Below are 15,331 nucleotides of genomic sequence, written 5' to 3'. Positions count from 1 at the left end.
ACCCCTGATGGCTCGCGCGTGGGTCTACGACCGCACGAAGGACAAGACGTACAACGAGGCCGTGAGGAAGGCCAAGGACGCCAAACGCACTCCACCCGCCCGATGGATGGTCCGCTACTACGACCCCTCCGGCAGGATCAAGAGCGGTGGAACCTTCAAGAAGAAGCCGGACGCCGAGAAGCGACAGACCGAGATCGAGAACAGCCTCCACGAAGGCTCCTACCGCAACCCCGGTGACGCGAAGATTTCCCTCGCCGAAATGGCCGAGAAGTGGTTGGACACGCGCACGGACATCAAGCGGTCCACCTGGTGGAAGTACCGGGGTCTCCTCGACGCGCACGTCCTTCCCCGCTGGGGCGAGCTTCCTCTTTCGGCAATCCACAACGAGGACATCGCGGTGTGGGTGGCCGAACTCCAGAAGCCCCGGGACGAGGGCGGGAGCAACCTGGGGGCCTCCCAGACCCGGCACGCCCACGGCGTCCTGTCCATGGTTCTGGAGTGGTGTGTTCCGCGGCGTCTTCCGGCGAACCCGGCTCGGGGTGTCCCGCTCCCCAAACCCAGTGAGGCCGAACACGTCTACCTCAACCATGTCCAGGTGGAAGCCCTCGCCACCGCCGCCGGATCGCTACGCACCAAGTACGGGCAGATCACCGCTGCCGCGAACGTCAACCGCGCGTTGATCCTGCTGCTCGCCTACACGGGTCTGCGCTTCAACGAGGCCGCCGCCCTCCGCGTCGGGCGGATCGATCTGGAAGCGCGCTGCATCCGGATCACGACGACGTTCGCGGAAGTGGATGACAAGCTGGTGGAACAGTCGCCCAAGACGGGGAAGAGCCGCACGGTTCCCGTCCTGCCATCCCTCGTGCCGGAGCTGAGGCCGCTGGTCGACGGTCGGGCAGAGGACTCCCTGGTGTTCGCGACCCGGCGCGGCGCTCCGGTGCGGCTGCGCAACTGGCGTCGTCGCGAGTTCGCCCAAGCCGTGAAGGCGGCGAAACTGGACGGCATGGGGCTCACCCCGCACAAGCTCCGGCACACCGCCGCGTCCCTCGCCATCGCCTCCGGGGCCGACGTCAAGGTCGTCCAAGCGATGCTCGGCCACGCCACCGCGACGATGACCCTCGACCGGTACGGGCACCTGTTCCCCGACCGCCTGGACGAGGTCGCCGAGGCGATGGACTCCGACCGGACGCGGGCGACGGCTCACCTTCCCGCCCTCGCCGGGGTGTGAGAACCGAAAGCCTTCCCCGACCCCATGTGCACTGAATGTGCACCGGACGCCGCGCGCCGGAAATCGCGCACGACAAAGAACGGGTGCCCACCTGCGTGGACACCCGTTCCTTTGTCGGGGTGGCGGGATTTGAACCCACGACCTCTTCGTCCCGAACGAAGCGCGCTGCCAAGCTGCGCTACACCCCGAGGCAACGCCCCAAGTCTAGCGGACGCGGGGAGTGCTCGGGCACACCGTTTCCGGCTTCCGAGGGGCCGTTCAGGAGGCGGCGACGAGGTCCAGCAGCGACGCCTCCGGTCGGCAGCAGAACCGCACCGGTGCGTACGGCGACGTTCCCAGCCCGCCCGAAACGTGCAGCCACGCGTCCTCGTACCGGTGCAGTCCCCACGCGCGGCGGCGGTCGATCCCGCAGTTCGTGACCAGAGTCCCGTAGAAAGGCAGGCACAGCTGCCCCCCGTGTGTGTGGCCCGCGAGCAGCAGTTGGTACCCGTCGCTGGCGAACCGGCTCAGGTTGGCCGGTTCCGGTGAGTGCAGCAGCCCGACCCGGACGTCGCGTGCGGGTCAGCCGGACCGGCCACGTCGTCGTACCGGTCCAACCCGATGTGCGAGTCGTGCACGCCGGCCAATGCCACGTCCAACCCGCCCGCCTTGAGCACGCCCTTGTGGTTGTTCAGGTCCAGCCACCCCGCCGCCGACATCGCCTCGCCCAGCTCCCGCCAGAAGATCCGGTGTCCGGCGCTTGGCGTAGTCGGTCCGGCTCGTCCGCCACAGGTACCGAGCGGGGTTCTTCAGCCGGGGCGAGTACAGGTCGTTGGACCCGAACACGAACGCTCCCGGCCGGTCCAGCAGCGGTCCCAACGCGTCGAGGAACGGCCCCACGCGCCCGGGTGGGCCAGTGAGTCCCCCGTGTTGACCACCAGGTCGGGCTCGTGCGCCGACAGCCCCCGGATCCAGTCGATGAGCATTCGTCGACCCGGAGTCAGGTGCGCGTCGGACAGGTGCAGGATCCGCAGCCGGTCGCTCCCCGGAGGAAGCAGCGGCAGCTCGTACCGCCGCAGCCGGAACCAGTTGCGCTCGATCACCGAGGCGTAGGCCACACCGGTCACGCCGATCGCACCCGTCACGGCGGCCGCGCGTCCGATCCGGCGCAGGACCCGTCCGCTGTCCGTTCCCATCCACACTCCTTCGTCGGTCGACTGATCATCTCAGCACGCGCGGTGCGCGTGTTCACGAACCGATGGTCCGGCGCGAGTCACCCGCCGTAGGATCGGTGCCATGTCCCAACTCAAAGACCGCCTCAAGAACGACCTGACCACCGCCATCAAGGCGCGTGACACGGTCCGCACGGGCACCCTGCGCATGGTCATCGCCGCCATCTCCACCGAGGAGGCGTCCGGAGCCGTCCAGCGCTCCCTCGACGACGACGAGATCATCAAGCTCCTCACCCGCGAGGCCAAGAAGCGCAAGGAAGCCGCCGAGGCGTTCGAGAAGGGCGGCCGGGTCGACCAAGCCGCCGCGGAGCGGGCCGAGAACGAGGTCATCTCCGAGTACCTTCCGGCTCAGCTCTCCGACGATGAGCTCGCTCGGCTGGTCACCGCCGCCATCGCCGAGACCGGGGCCGAGGGCCCGCGCGCGATGGGGCAGGTCATGAAGGCGGTCGGACCGCGCGTCGCAGGGCGGGCCGAGGGCTCCCGGGTGGCCGCGGAGGTCAAGCGCCAGCTGGCCTGAGGCCGGACCGCCCACCCGAACGGGCGGGGGCGGCGCGCCGCCCCCGCCCGCGGCTCATCGGGACGACTCCTCGTTGGACGGGAAGGGCGTCATCGGCCGGACCGGGAACCACGTCTCGTTCTCGGTCGGCGGAGCGCCGGCGCCGCCCCGGCTCAGGAAGACGTTCACCGTGGCGCCCTCGGGCAGCCGTGTGCCCGGGTCCGGGTTGACCGCCGCCACGGTGCCCTCGGGCTGCGGTGAGCGGATCCGGCTCCCGGACACGTTCACCTGGTACCCGGCCGCTCGCAGGGCGGCCACCGCGGCGTCCTCGCCCATCCCGACCACGTCGGGCACGCCGCCCTCGTCGGCGGCCGGACTGGGATCCTCGGGCTCCCGGGGTTGCCGCGGCGGAGCCGTGGAACCGAACTCGGACGGCGCCGAGGCCAACTGCTCGACGTCCAGGCCCTCGTGGGCGTCGCGCATCGTGTCCCGCCAGATCTTGCCCGGGATCGTCGCTCCGTAGACCACCCCGTAGTAGTGGTCGCCGATGGTGACGTTCCGCAGCGGGTACTGCTGCGGACCGCGCGGGTCGCCCACGAAGATGGAGCTGGCCATCTGCGGGGTGATGCCCGCGAACCAGGCCGCGGCCGAGTTGTCGGTGGTGCCGGTCTTGGCGCCCGCCGGTCGGCCGATGCCCAGGCCGGAGGTGGTGCCCCCGTTGAAGGTCTGCGTCAGCAGGAAGGCGACCCCGTCGGCGACGTTCTCGTCGAGCCGCCGCTCGCACTCCGGCTCCATGTCGATGGTCGTACCGGCCTGCTTGTCCACGATCCGGGTGATCGCCTGCGGCTCGCAGTAGACGCCGCCCGAGGCGAAGGTCGCGTAGGCGTTGGCGACCCGTAGCGGCGAGACCTCCTCACTGCCCAGCGTGAAGCTGTTGTTGGCCAGTGTGCGCTCGTTCTCCGAGAACCGCGTGCCGTCGGCTCGCTGCAGACCGAGGTTCTCCGCCATCTCGATCACGTCGCACAGGCCCACCCGCCTCTGGAGCTGCGCGAAGTAGGTGTTCGACGAGTTGCTGGTTCCCGAGATCATGTTGTGCACGCCCTCGTTGCTGTCCCCGGCGTGGCCACGTTCCAGGGCTGGAGCGAGCCGCCGTTGCAGGCTCGCTGCCCGGTCACCGTGATGCTGGCGGGCGCGGGGAACGAGGTGCCGTACGGCAGCCCCTGGTCCAGGGCGGCGGCGAGCGTGATCGGCTTGAAGGTCGACCCGGCCTGGAAGCCCGTGCTCCCGCCCCGGTCGTAGTCGGTGGCGAAGTTGATCGAGGTCTCGCCGAGCCGGCTCTCGTCCGGGCCGTAGTTGCGGCTCTGCATCATGCCGAGGATGTGGCCGGTGCCCGGCTCGATGATGGCCTGCGCGGCGACCTTGCGGGACTCGTTCTCCCGGGGTACCCACCTGTCCACGGCCTCCTGGCCGGCCCGCTGCGCCTGCGGGTCGAGGGTGGTGTGGATCTCCAGGCCGGCGGTGCGCAGCCAGCGCGCCCGTTCGGTCTCGTCGGAGCCGAACCGCTCGTCCGCCTCGATCTCCCGGATCACGTAGTCGCAGAAGAACGGCTGGTCACTGGGGACGCAGCCGTTGGGCGGGGTGTCGAGGTCCAGGTCCATGTCCTCCTGCTTGGCCTCGTCGGCCTCCGCCTGGGTGATCGCCCCGGTGGCGACCATTCGGTCGAGCACCACGTTGCGCCGCTCGATGGTCTGCTCGGGGTAGAAGCGGGGGTTGTACAGGTAGGGGTAGCGGACCAGGCCCGCGATCGTGGCGGCCTGGTGCAGCTCCAGTTCGCTCGCGGGAACCTGGAAGAAGTGCTGGGCGGCCGACTCGACCCCGTAGGCGCCGTCGCTGAAGTAGGCGATGTTGAGGTAGCCCTCAAGGATCTCGTCCTTGGTCATCCGCCGCTCCAGGGCCACGGCGTAGCGCAGCTCCCGGATCTTGCGGGCGATGGTCTCCTCGCGGGCGTGCTCCAGCTCCTCCTGCGAGGTGGCCGCCTCGATCTGAACGTTCTTCACGTACTGCTGGGTGATCGAGGAGGCGCCCTCGACGTCGCCGTTGAGGGTGCGGACGGCGGCGCGGAGGGTGCCGGAGATGTCGATGCCGCCGTGCTCGTAGAACCTGGCGTCCTCGATGGCGAGGATCGCGTCGACCATGACGGGGGACACGTCCTCGATGTCGACCAGCTCGCGGTTCTGGTCGAAGATCTCCGCGATCACGTTGCCCTCGCGGTCGTAGATCGTGGAGCGTTGCGGAGGGGGAGGCGTCTCCAGCTGGCTCGGCATGTCGAGGAACCCGCTGGCGACGTTCCTCGCCGTGATGCCGATACCGCCGAGTGCCGGGAGGGTGAGCGCCGCGACGAGGAGGCCCGCGATGGCGCCGACGACGACGAGTTGACCGATTCTTTGAAGCAATGTCCCCTGACCCACCCCATCAGACTAAGTGACCACGAACGCTCGAACAGGTGTGATGTGGAACGGAGGGTGCGTGACCGTGTCGAATCGCCCGTCGGGGGTCCGGGCGAAGCCTCTGAACATCCTGTCACGCCTAACGCCCCCGCACGGGGGACGGTTCGGCCCTCCCGGGTCCTCGGCGTCCGACCCCTGCGGCCTCGCCCCGAGGGTTCGGGGAGGGCCCTACGTGGTGGGACGCTGCGCGGGAGGATGGGGTTCGCGTCCCCGGGTGTCCGGAATCATACGATCCGATAACGGGCCGGTCCGGGCGCGCGGGCGTCGCGCTTCAGTGCCGCGTGCTGGAGTCCCACGAGTCCCCCGCCGCCCCTGACGGCCCGTCGGCCAGCGCCGCCCCGATGGTACGCAGCGACGCGAGGTCGTGCACGTCCTCCGGGAGGGCGGCCACCTCGGCCACACGGATCCCCCGATGCTCGGACAGCATCCGGTCCCTCAGGCGCGCCTCGTGTTCGCGGATGCGCACCCGCTCCGCGTGCAGCCGCAGCGCCGCCGACGCCAGCGGATGGGTTCCCGCGCCGCGCAGCACCGCCTCCGCCTCGGCCGCCTGCGCAGCCGTGAGCCGCCGGCCCGCCCCGTCGGGGAGAGGGTGGGAGCGGTTGACCACCAGACCCGCAAGGGGCATGGAGTCCCTGGTCAGGCGGTCGACGAAGTAGGAGGCCTCCCGCAGGGCGTCGGTGTCGGGCACCGCCACCACCACGAACGCCGTTCCAGGATCCTGGAGCAGCCGATAGGTGCGCTCCGCACGGGCCTGGAAGCCGCCGAAGACCGTGTCGAAGGCGACCACGAACGAGCGGAGGTCGTCGAGGAGTTGGGCGCCCAGGATCTTGTTCACGACCGAGGTCACCAGGGAGAATCCGGCACCCAGGAGCCGGAACGCGCCGGTGTTCGCCGGGGCGCTGAGGAACCTGATCAGCCTGCCGTCCAGGAACCTCCCGAGCCGTTGGGGGGCGTCGAGGAAGTCCAGGGCCGACCGGCTGGGCGGTGTGTCGACCACGATCAGGTCCCACGCGCCCGACTGCCGGAGCTGGCCCAGCTTCTCCATCGCCATGTACTCCTGGGTTCCGGAGAAGCTGGTGGAGAGCGTCTGGTAGAAGGGGTTGGCCAGGATCTGACGCGCGCGTTCGGGGTCGGCGTGTTCCTCGACGACCTCGTCGAAGGTCCGCTTCATGTCGAGCATCATCGCGTGTAGGGAGCCCCGGGTCCCCTCGGGGAGCGCGACCGGCCGAGGGGTGTTGTCCAGCGACTCCACCCCCAGGGACTGGGCCAGCCGCCGGGCGGGGTCCACGGTGATCACCACCGCGTGCCTTCCCCGTTCTGCCGCGCGCAGCCCCAGCGCGGCGGCGGTGGTGGTCTTGCCGACCCCGCCCGCGCCGCAGCACACGACGATTCGCGTCGCCGGGTCGTCGAGCAGGGTGTCCACGTCCAGGCGCGGCGCGTTCGGGGTGTCCTCCCCGCTCGTCACGTTCACCGGCCCATCCCCTGTTCTCCGAGGGTGTCCGCCAGCCCCTCCAGCGCCGACCGGCCCACACCGCCCTCCAGCCAGGGGAGGTCGACCATCGGCCGACCCAGGTCGGTGAGGCGTTCGCGGGTCCGGTGCTCCAGGGCCACGCGCAGCGCGTGCGCGCCGACCTCGGCGGCCAGGGCGGCGGCGAGGTCGGCGGCGTCGGCGAGCCCCGCGGCCCTGAGGCCCGCGGCCAGCTCGTCCCGGGCGAACTCCCCGCTGGCGGCGGCGGCGGTCAGGTCGGGCTCCTCCAGCAGGGGCGGGCGCACCATGTTCACGACCACGGAGCCGACCCGGAGTCCCAGTGCGTCGATCTCGGCGATCCCGTCCCGCGTCTCCTGGGCGGGCATCTCCTCCAGCAGCGTCACGAAGTGGACGAGTGTCTGGGGGGAGCGGATGACCCCCATGACCCTGTCCGCGTGGGTGCGGATCGGGCCGACCCGGGCCAGCCCGGCGACCTCGGTGTTCACGTTGAGGAATCGCCCTATCCGACCGGTGGGCGGTGCGTCCACGACGACGGCGTCGTAGTGGAAGGGCGCGGGGGCGGCGGAGCGGCGGCGGGCCCCCGAGCGGCGACGCACGGCCTCGGTGGCCTTGCCGGTCAGCAGGACGTCGCGCAGACCCGGGGCGATCGTGGTCGCGAAGTCGACGGCGCCCAGCCGGTTCAGCGCCTGCCCGGCCAGCCGCATGCCGTAGAACAGCTCCAGGTACTCCAGCAGCGCGGACTCGGCGTCGGCCGCCAGGACGCACACCCGTCCGCCGCCGGGCAGCGGTATCAGCTCCCGTTCCCCGTAGGGCAGCGGCGGTTCGCCCAGGAGGGTGGCAACGCCCTGTCGTCCCTCGACCTCGACCAGGAGCACCCGGCCGCCACGTGAGGCCAGTGCCATCGCCAGCGCCGTCGCCACCGTGGTCTTACCCGTTCCGCCCTTGCCGGTGACGATGTGCAGTCGCGCTCCGGCAGGGGATCCCGAACGGCGCCCCGGTCCGAACTCAGCCTCGCTCACTCCACGGAGTCTACGTCCGTGTCGACCCGCCTGACCGGGGACGGCGGCGGAGCCGTGCCGGAGCGCACGCGGGCGACGCGGCCGACCCGGCGGGTGAGTAAGGTGGCGGCGTTGACGTGCGGCCACGCCACGCCCCGGCGGGCCGCCGGTACCCGATGGGGGAGTTGATCATGACCAAGTGGGAGTACCAGACGGTGGCCCTGCTGTCGCACGCCACCAAACAGATCCTGGACAACTGGGGCTCGGACGGGTGGGAACTCGTCTCCGTCGTGCCCGCCCCGCTTCCCGAGGGCACCGACCCGCGCAACCAGCAGTACGTCGCCTACATGAAGCGGGAGCTGTGATGGCAGCCACACCCGAGGAGCGCATCGCCGAACTGGGGCTCTCCCTCCCCGACGTCGTGCCCCCGGTCGCCTCGTACACGCCGACGGTGCGCACCGGAGACCACGTGTACGTGTCCGGTCAGGTTCCCTTCGTCGACGGCGCTCTGCCCGCCACGGGCAAGGTCGGCGCGGAGGTCGCCCCGGACACCGCGAGGGAGCTGGCCGCCCGGTGCGCGCTGAACGGTCTCGCCGCCGTCCGCGCCGAGATCGGCGACCTGTCCAGGGTGGTCCGCGTCGTGAAGCTGACCGGTTTCGTGGCGAGCGCTCCCGACTTCACCGGCCACCCCGGCGTGATCAACGGGGCCAGCGACCTCATCGGCGAGATCTTCGGCGACGCCGGGGTCCACGCGCGCAGCGCGGTCGGCGTGGCCGCACTGCCCCTGGACGCCCCGGTCGAGGTCGAGATGATCGTCGAGGTCCGCTGACCGGTCCGTCCGGCACCGGCTGACCAAGCGCCGAACCGCCCCACGACCACCCAGTACGACCACCGAGACAGGAGGGCGCGCCGATGTTCGAGCGGTCCGCGCCGGAGGGCGTCGCCGATCCCAGGCCCGCCGCCACCGTGATGCTGCTCCGGCCCGCGTCGGCCGGAGCCCGCGACGTCGCCGGGGAGTCCGGCACGGCGGGCGGCTCCGGTATGGAGGTCCTCCTCCTGCGCCGGGTCCGGTCCATGGGGTTCGCGCCGGGCGCCCATGTGTTCCCGGGCGGCCGGGTGGACGAGCGCGACGCCGACGGCGGCCTGCCGTGGACGGGTCCGTCCCCGGACGAGTGGGCGCGGATCCTGGGCGTCGACGTGCGGATGGCGCGGGCCTGGTGTGCGCGGCGGTTCGGGAGACCTTCGAGGAGACCGGCGTCCTCCTGGCCAGTGAGCCCGAGGTGGCCGGTGAACCGGTCATCAGCCTCGACACGGGCACAGAGGAGTGGGAGCGCGACCGGCTGGGACTGGTCGACCGCTCCCGCTCCTTCACCGAGGTGCTCTCCCGGCGCGGTCTGGTCGTGCGGACGGAGTGGCTGCGGGCCTGGTCGCGCTGGATCACTCCGAAGGCGCAGCCGCGCCGGTTCGACACCTGGTTCTTCGCCGCCGAACTCCCGCCCGGGCAGGAGCCCCGGCACGTCGGCGGGGAGGCCGACCTCACCCGCTGGACGGACCCGTCGGCCGTGGCCGACGCGTGGGAGGCGGGGCGCATGCCGATGCTGCCGCCGACGGTCGTCTCCTGCCGGGAGCTCGCCGCCTGCCGCACCCTCGAAGGCGTACGGACGGCGCGACGGGATATCGTCCCCATTGAACCGGACGTTCGGGATGTCGACGGTCAGACCCGGATCGTCACCCCGGACGGGTCCCACTACCCCCTCCCGAAGCCCGACGCGACCCCCTGAGGGGCCTCACGTCACGGTGGGGCCCGCACCGGCGCGGACGGACGCGCCGCCCCCCGTGGCCGTTCCCCGCGGACCGGTCCGGCCCCTGCGAGCGAAGCGAGGTGCGATGAGGATCGACGGTTCCGGGACGCTGCGCGCCAGTTGTGTGTTGTGCCCCAACCCCGGCCCGATGACGTTGGAGGGAACCAACACCTGGATCTTGAGGGAACCGGGCGCGCGCGGGGTGGTGGTCGTCGACCCCGGCCCGCACGACGAACGACACCTGGAGCGGGTGGCGCGGACTGTCCAGGAACAGGGCGCGCAGGTCCTCATGACGGTCGTGACCCACCGGCACCCGGACCACACCGAGGGCAGCCGCTACTTCTCAGAGCTGACGGGCGCTCCCGTGCACGCGGTCGACCCTGACATGCGCGTCGGCGGCGCCGGGCTGGTCGACGGCGAGGTGCTCACGGTGGACGGGCTGGCGGTGCGCGTGATCGCGACGCCGGGGCACACGGACGACTCGATCTGCCTGCTGGTGGAGTCCGACGACGCGCTGCTGACCGGGGACACGGTCCTGGGTCACGGGACCCCGGTGATCGACGGCGACGACGGGCTCGGCCCGTACATGGAGTCCCTGTACCGGCTGCGGGAGATCGCGCGCGAGCACCAGGTGCGGTCCCTGCTCCCGGGCCACGGCCCGATCCTGTCCTCACCGCTGTCGGTGCTCAGTTCCTACATCGACCACCGCGAGTCCCGCCTGGAACAGGTGCGCACGGCGGTCCGGGCGGGCGCGACGCGGGTGGCGGAGATCGTCGATCTGGTCTACCCGGACATCTCCGAGCAGATCCGCGGCGCCGCGAGCTCGTCGGTGCGGGCGCAGCTGCGGTACCTGGCCGTGCGGGGCGAACTGCCCGCCGAACTGGAGGTGTAGGGTCGCGGAGCTTCCCCGCGCCTCTCCGGCGCGCTCACCCGCCGTGCGGAACCATTCCTGGCACGACCGTGGCCGCCCCCGCCGGGTGGGCGGCCACGCGCAGAGCTCCGCGTCGGGACCCCAGGGCGTGTGCCGGGGGCACGTACCCTGCTGCGCGACGCCCCGGCACGACTCCCGCCGCGTTCTCATCGGTCGTCGGGACCCCACCGGCGCCCGCTGTGCGACACCGCGGAGCTTGCGGAGCGGGCACACCGGGGGCACTCCTTCTTCGGCCTCGCGGCAGCCGCACCGGATGCGCCGCTCGCGACGGGCGGCATCCACGGCACAACGACCTAGCGGGCGCGGCGGCGCATGCGTTCGACGTCCAGCAGGACGACGGCCTTGGCCTCGATCCGCAGCCAGCCGCGCAGGGCGAACTCGGCCAGTGCCTTGTTCACGGTCTCGCGGGAGGCGCCGACGAGCTGGGCGAGTTCCTCCTGGGTGAGGTCGTGGTGGACGTGCAGGCCGTCCTCGCCCTCCTTGCCGAACTTGTCGGCGAGTTCGAGCAGCGCCTTGGCGACGCGGCCGGGCACGTCGGTGAAGACCAGGTCGGCCATCACGTCGTTGGTGCGGCGCAGCCGGGCGGCCAGAGACTTGAGCAGCTGGAGCGACACGTGCGGGCGGCTCGACAGGAAGGGGCGCAGGTCGTCGTGGCCCAGACCGGCGAGCACGGAGTCGGTGACGGCGACGGCGCTCGCGGTGCGCGGGCGCGGGTCGAAGAGCGACAGTTCGCCGAACATCTCGCTCGGGCCGAGCACGCCGAGCAGGTTCTCGCGGCCGTCCACGGCCGTGCGGGTCAGTTTCACCTTCCCGCTGAGGATCACGTAGAGCCGGTCGCCCTCGTCGCCCTCGCTGAACAGGGTCTGCCCGCGGCCGAGACGTACCTCGTTGACCGAGGCGCGGAGTCCGGCCGTGTCCTCCTCGTCCAGCGCCTCGAAGAGAGGAGCCTTCCGCAGTACCTCGTTGATCTCGTCCACCACACGTCCTCCTAGAACCTGACCGCCAACAGTGTGACGTATATCGCACCCGGGTGTGAAACCAGGTCGTTACCTCGGCTTGCCCGCCGGGAGACCACGTGCCCACAACAGCCGACGTCAGCCCAAGAGATCTTAGTCCGCATCGGTTCGTGTCAGGGCGGTCCGCGCCGTGCCATCGGACATTGGTTACATAATCTCGGTCACTGGGGCATCGTGTCAGCGGATCCGCACGAGAACCGTCCCTTCCCTTCCGAGGGCGCCGATCGCGGGGCCGCCGGGCGCCTACCCTGTGACGATGCCCCGTCAGACACCAGACAGCACCGCCGTGCCGAGCACCCCGACCGGGGAGAGTCGGCTCGCGTTGGTGCGCCGCGCGCGCAGGATGTACCGCGAGCTCGTGGAGCTGTACCCGGACGCGCACTGCGAACTGAACTTCACGACCCCCCTCGAACTCCTGGTCGCGACGATCCTGTCCGCCCAGTGCACGGACAAGCGGGTCAACCAGGTCACCCCCGCTCTCTTCGCGCGCTACCCGGACGCCGAGGCGTACGCGTCGGCCCAGCGCGAGGAGTTGGAGGAGATGATCCGGTCGACCGGCTTCTTCCGGGCCAAGGCCAACAGCCTCGTCGGGCTGGGGCAGGCGCTGTGCGAACGACACGGCGGCGAGGTTCCAGGGAACCTCGCGGACCTGGTCAAACTACCTGGTGTAGGCAGGAAGACGGCAAACGTACTGCTCGGTAACGCCTTCGATGTGCCTGGAATCACCGTGGACACGCACTTCGGGAGGCTCGTCCGCCGCTTCGGATGGACCGACGAGCAGGATCCGGTGAAGGTCGAGCACGCGATCGGCGAGCTCTTCCCGAGCAAGGACTGGACCATGCTGTCCCACCGCGTGGTGTGGCACGGGCGCCGGGTCTGCCACGCGCGCAGGCCCGCCTGCGGCGCCTGCGGGCTGGCACACTGGTGTCCCTCCTACGGGGAGGGGCCCACGGACGAGGAGACGGCCACCAAGCTGCTGCGGATGCGTTCGTTCTCCTGACGCGTTGTGACCCCTGTGGGCGCCGGTCGGCTGTTTGTACCCTGATCGGGTGAGTGACCACACACTCCCGCCCCGGGCCGGTCGGCCCGGTCGGCCACACCCGCACGACGGTGCTCCCGGCCCCTGGAACAGGTTGCCTTCATGAACTCGACACCGAACTGGCTCACCGCGCTCGCGGACTCGGCCAGGACGATGCCCGTGCCGCTGCCCATGCGCCCACCGGAATCCGGTGGGCGCGAGTCCGCGGTCCTCATCCTGTTCGGTGAGGGGGCCGAGGGGCCGGACCTGCTGCTGATCCAGCGCAACGAAGGCCTGCGCAGGCACGCCGGGCAGCCCGCCTTCCCGGGCGGCCGGATCGAGCCGTCGGACCCCTCACCCGAGGCCGCCGCGCTGCGCGAGGCAGCGGAGGAGACGGGCGCCGACCCCGAGGGCATCGACGTCGTCGGCCGCCTGCCCGAGCTGTACCTGAGCTACAGCGACTTCCGCGTCGCCCCCGTGCTCGCGTGGTGGCGGGAACCCTGCGAGGTGCGCCCCGTGGACGTCGCCGAGGTCGCGGCCGTCTCGCGCGTGCCGATCGCCCGCCTCGCCGACCCCGAGAACCGGGTCGAGGTGCGTTACGGCCAGGGCCGGCGATGGGGCCCGGGCTTCAGGGTCGACGGGATGCTCGTGTGGGGATTCACCGCAGCGATCGTGGACAGTCTGCTCACCCTGGGCGGTTGGGAACTTCATTGGCGCCGCGAGGGTCTTACCGACATGTTCGAAGCGACCCCGTACGGCCTGCGCCCCGTCGGGTAGCGCTCACACTGGAGGGGAGGGGACCGTGCTCGACGTCGTCCTGGTCGTCCTGCTGCTGCTGTTCGCCGTGACGGGCTACCGGCAGGGGTTCATCGTCGGTGTCTTCAGTTTCTCGGGGTTCATCGGCGGCGGAGTCCTGGCCGCGCTGACCACTCCGAGCCGCATCCAGGAATGGGTGGCCGACCCCGGACGGCAGGCGCTGGTGGCGATCGCGGTGGTGTTCCTGGCGGCCGCGCTCGGCCAGTTCCTGCTGTCCTACCTGGGCACCCTGGTGCGCAACCGGGTCACGTGGGACTCGGCCCGGGTCGTGGACGCGATGGGCGGAGCCGTGGTCAGCGGACTGTCGGTGCTGCTGGTGGCGTGGTTCATCGGGAGCACGGTCGCCAACTCCGCGCTGCCGTTCGTGGCGGACCAGGTGCGCGACTCCCGGGTCCTCCAGTCGGTCGACGCCGTGATGCCGGAGGCCGCGAGGGGCGGGTTCGCGACCTTCCGGGGCATCGTCGACCAGAGCGACTTCCCCCAGGTGTTCAGCGGGCTGGGCACCGGCGAGCTGGCCGAGGTGGAGCCGCCCGACCCCGACGTGCTGACCACCCCCGAGCTGATCGCGTCCAGCCGCAGCGTGGTCAAGGTGCTGGGGACGGCTCCCGACTGCCAGCGGCGGGTCGAGGGGACCGGCTTCGTGTACGGCGACGACCGGATCATGACCAACGCCCACGTGGTCGCCGGGGTCACGGAGGACCTGCGGGTGGTCACGCGGGATGGGCACCAGCTGGACGCGACGCTGGTGCTCTTCGACGCACAGCAGGATCTGGCCGTCCTCGACGTCCCCGGTCTGGAACTGGAGCCGCTGGAGTTCAACGGAGCCGCCGAACAGGGCGACGACGCGGTCGTGGCCGGGTTCCCCCGCAACAGCGGCTTCACGGCCGTCCCAGCGCGTGTGAGGGCCCGTCAGACCGCGCAGGGGCCCGACTTCTACCACTCGCAGCAGGTGAGCCGGGAGATCTACCAGGTGCGTGCCGTGGTGCGTCCGGGCAACTCCGGTGGGCCGCTGCTGGCGCCGGACGGCACCGTCTACGGGGTGGTGTTCGCCGCCGCCACCAACGAGGACGAGACGGGTTACGTGCTCACCGCGGACGAGGTCGCGAGGAACGCGAGCGCGGGTCTGGAGGCGACGGAGGAGGTCTCGTCGCGGGTGTGCGACTGACGCGTCGGCCCGGAGAGGACCCGCGTGCCCACGGCGGCGCCCGTGCCGCTCGGCGCGGACACGACAGGGGGCGCCCCGTCAGGAGGCGCCCCCATGAGTCCCGTGGCCTAGTTCGAGCTGGGGTCGGGTGACCGCTCCGCCGCCACCGGCCAGCTCATCCGTACGATCGTGCCCTGGTCGGAGGGGTCGATCCGCACCTCGTCCGCGAGGCCGGTGATCACCGCCAGACCCAGCCCCGGGGAGAACCCCGAGATCCCGCCGGGCGGGGTGTCGTCCCCGTCGAGGAAGAGCCCGTCGAGCAGGGGGCGGTCGGTCGACTCGTGCGCGTCCTTGGCCGGAGCGCGGTCGGAGACGACGACCTCGAAGCGCTGCGCGGGGTTGCCGTTGACGCCCGGGACGCGGCCCGACGCACGGCCGTCGGCGGCCGACGCCGTCCCGGCGCCGTCGATCAGCTGTAGCAGGATCGGCTGCGTCGGACAGTGCAGCTTGTGCGCGGCCACCGCCCGGGAACACGCCTCACCGACCGCCAACCTGATCTCGTCGATCGCCGTCGCGGCGATACCGGCCCGCCGTGCGACGGTCGCGGCCATGAGCCGCGCCGTCCGCACGTGGGCCGGAAGCGCGCTGATCGTGAGCGTGATGGTTGCCATCGCT

General features: G+C 71.3%; 14 protein-coding genes, 1 tRNA gene and 2 pseudogenes. 9 read left to right on the top strand and 8 right to left on the bottom strand.

All coding sequences use genetic code 11. From position 1 onward, the window contains the following. The first annotated feature begins 7 nt into the window (after window positions 1-7). Window positions 8-1,228, top strand: coding sequence for a site-specific integrase (locus BJF83_RS04505; RefSeq protein WP_075925287.1), 1,221 nt, complete (start codon window positions 8-10; stop codon window positions 1,226-1,228). Window positions 1,229-1,342: 114 nt separating this feature from the next. Here BJF83_RS04505 and BJF83_RS04500 read toward each other — a convergent pair. Together BJF83_RS04500 and BJF83_RS04495 are read right to left on the bottom strand one after the other, a co-directional pair. Further along, a tRNA-Pro gene (locus BJF83_RS04500) sits at window positions 1,343-1,416 on the bottom strand. Window positions 1,417-1,486: 70 nt separating this feature from the next. Then, window positions 1,487-2,403, bottom strand: a pseudogene (locus BJF83_RS04495) (metallophosphoesterase). Window positions 2,404-2,503: 100 nt separating this feature from the next. On the opposite strand from BJF83_RS04495, the gene BJF83_RS04490 reads away from it, so the two are divergent. After that, a complete protein-coding gene (locus BJF83_RS04490) occupies window positions 2,504-2,956 on the top strand; it encodes a GatB/YqeY domain-containing protein (RefSeq protein ID WP_075925286.1) in 453 nt (150 codons plus the stop codon). Between the two features lie 54 nt (window positions 2,957-3,010). On the opposite strand, the gene BJF83_RS28470 is transcribed toward BJF83_RS04490, so the two are convergent. The 4 genes from BJF83_RS28470 to BJF83_RS04475 all read right to left on the bottom strand — a co-directional run bounded on the left by BJF83_RS28470 (window position 3,011) and on the right by BJF83_RS04475 (window position 7,950). After that, window positions 3,011-4,024 carry a PASTA domain-containing protein gene (locus tag BJF83_RS28470; RefSeq protein ID WP_262391322.1) on the bottom strand — a complete coding sequence of 338 codons (1,014 nt, stop codon included), beginning with the start codon at window positions 4,022-4,024 and terminating at the stop codon, window positions 3,011-3,013. Continuing rightward, complete coding sequence (locus tag BJF83_RS28465) at window positions 4,021-5,388, bottom strand: transglycosylase domain-containing protein (RefSeq protein ID WP_262391316.1); 1,368 nt, start codon at window positions 5,386-5,388, stop codon at window positions 4,021-4,023. The genes BJF83_RS28470 and BJF83_RS28465 overlap by 4 nt, the downstream gene beginning before the upstream one ends. 325 nt (window positions 5,389-5,713) lie before the next feature. Further along, the gene (locus tag BJF83_RS04480; protein ID WP_262391315.1) at window positions 5,714-6,913 is read right to left on the bottom strand and encodes an ArsA family ATPase; all 1,200 of its coding nucleotides are present in this window, start codon (window positions 6,911-6,913) and stop codon (window positions 5,714-5,716) included. After that, a complete protein-coding gene (locus tag BJF83_RS04475; RefSeq protein ID WP_075925285.1) occupies window positions 6,910-7,950 on the bottom strand; it encodes an ArsA-related P-loop ATPase in 1,041 nt (346 codons plus the stop codon). The genes BJF83_RS04480 and BJF83_RS04475 overlap by 4 nt, the downstream gene beginning before the upstream one ends. Window positions 7,951-8,120: 170 nt before the next feature. Between BJF83_RS04475 and BJF83_RS04470 the strand changes: the two genes are divergently transcribed. The 4 genes and pseudogenes from BJF83_RS04470 to BJF83_RS04455 all read left to right on the top strand — a co-directional run bounded on the left by BJF83_RS04470 (window position 8,121) and on the right by BJF83_RS04455 (window position 10,623). Beyond that, window positions 8,121-8,294 carry a DUF4177 domain-containing protein gene (locus BJF83_RS04470; RefSeq protein WP_075925327.1) on the top strand — a complete coding sequence of 58 codons (174 nt, stop codon included), beginning with the start codon at window positions 8,121-8,123 and terminating at the stop codon, window positions 8,292-8,294. After that, window positions 8,294-8,758, top strand: coding sequence for a RidA family protein (locus BJF83_RS04465; protein WP_075925284.1), 465 nt, complete (start codon window positions 8,294-8,296; stop codon window positions 8,756-8,758). Before BJF83_RS04470 ends, BJF83_RS04465 begins: the two co-directional genes overlap by 1 nt. Before the next feature lie 83 nt (window positions 8,759-8,841). Beyond that, window positions 8,842-9,710 (top strand): annotated as a pseudogene (locus BJF83_RS04460) (NUDIX hydrolase). A 106-nt stretch (window positions 9,711-9,816) separates the two neighbouring features. Further along, complete coding sequence (locus BJF83_RS04455; RefSeq protein ID WP_075925283.1) at window positions 9,817-10,623, top strand: MBL fold metallo-hydrolase; 807 nt, start codon at window positions 9,817-9,819, stop codon at window positions 10,621-10,623. A gap of 332 nt (window positions 10,624-10,955) precedes the next feature. Here the strand turns inward: BJF83_RS04455 and BJF83_RS04450 are convergent, their stop codons facing one another. Beyond that, complete coding sequence (locus BJF83_RS04450; RefSeq protein WP_187347088.1) at window positions 10,956-11,630, bottom strand: Crp/Fnr family transcriptional regulator; 675 nt, start codon at window positions 11,628-11,630, stop codon at window positions 10,956-10,958. Window positions 11,631-11,934: 304 nt separating this feature from the next. Between BJF83_RS04450 and nth the strand changes: the two genes are divergently transcribed. From nth to BJF83_RS04435, 3 genes are all read left to right on the top strand, one after another. Next, on the top strand, window positions 11,935-12,678 hold the full coding sequence (gene nth, locus BJF83_RS04445) for an endonuclease III (RefSeq protein ID WP_187347084.1): 744 nt from the start codon (window positions 11,935-11,937) through the stop codon (window positions 12,676-12,678). A 141-nt stretch (window positions 12,679-12,819) separates the two neighbouring features. After that, complete coding sequence (locus BJF83_RS04440; protein WP_075925281.1) at window positions 12,820-13,473, top strand: CoA pyrophosphatase; 654 nt, start codon at window positions 12,820-12,822, stop codon at window positions 13,471-13,473. Between the two features lie 25 nt (window positions 13,474-13,498). Further along, entirely contained in the window at window positions 13,499-14,677 is a 1,179-nt protein-coding gene (locus BJF83_RS04435; RefSeq protein WP_075925280.1) for a MarP family serine protease, read from the top strand. Between the two features lie 107 nt (window positions 14,678-14,784). Here BJF83_RS04435 and BJF83_RS04430 read toward each other — a convergent pair whose 3' ends face one another. Then, the gene (locus BJF83_RS04430) at window positions 14,785-15,327 is read right to left on the bottom strand and encodes an ATP-binding protein (RefSeq protein ID WP_075925279.1); all 543 of its coding nucleotides are present in this window, start codon (window positions 15,325-15,327) and stop codon (window positions 14,785-14,787) included. Window positions 15,328-15,331 lie beyond the last annotated feature (4 nt).

This window comes from Nocardiopsis sp. CNR-923, assembly GCF_001942255.1.
In the GTDB taxonomy this organism is placed as follows: Bacteria; Actinomycetota; Actinomycetes; order Streptosporangiales; family Streptosporangiaceae; genus Nocardiopsis.
Note: the sequence above shows the minus strand (reverse complement) of the source record. Positions and strands in the feature narration are given on the sequence as shown.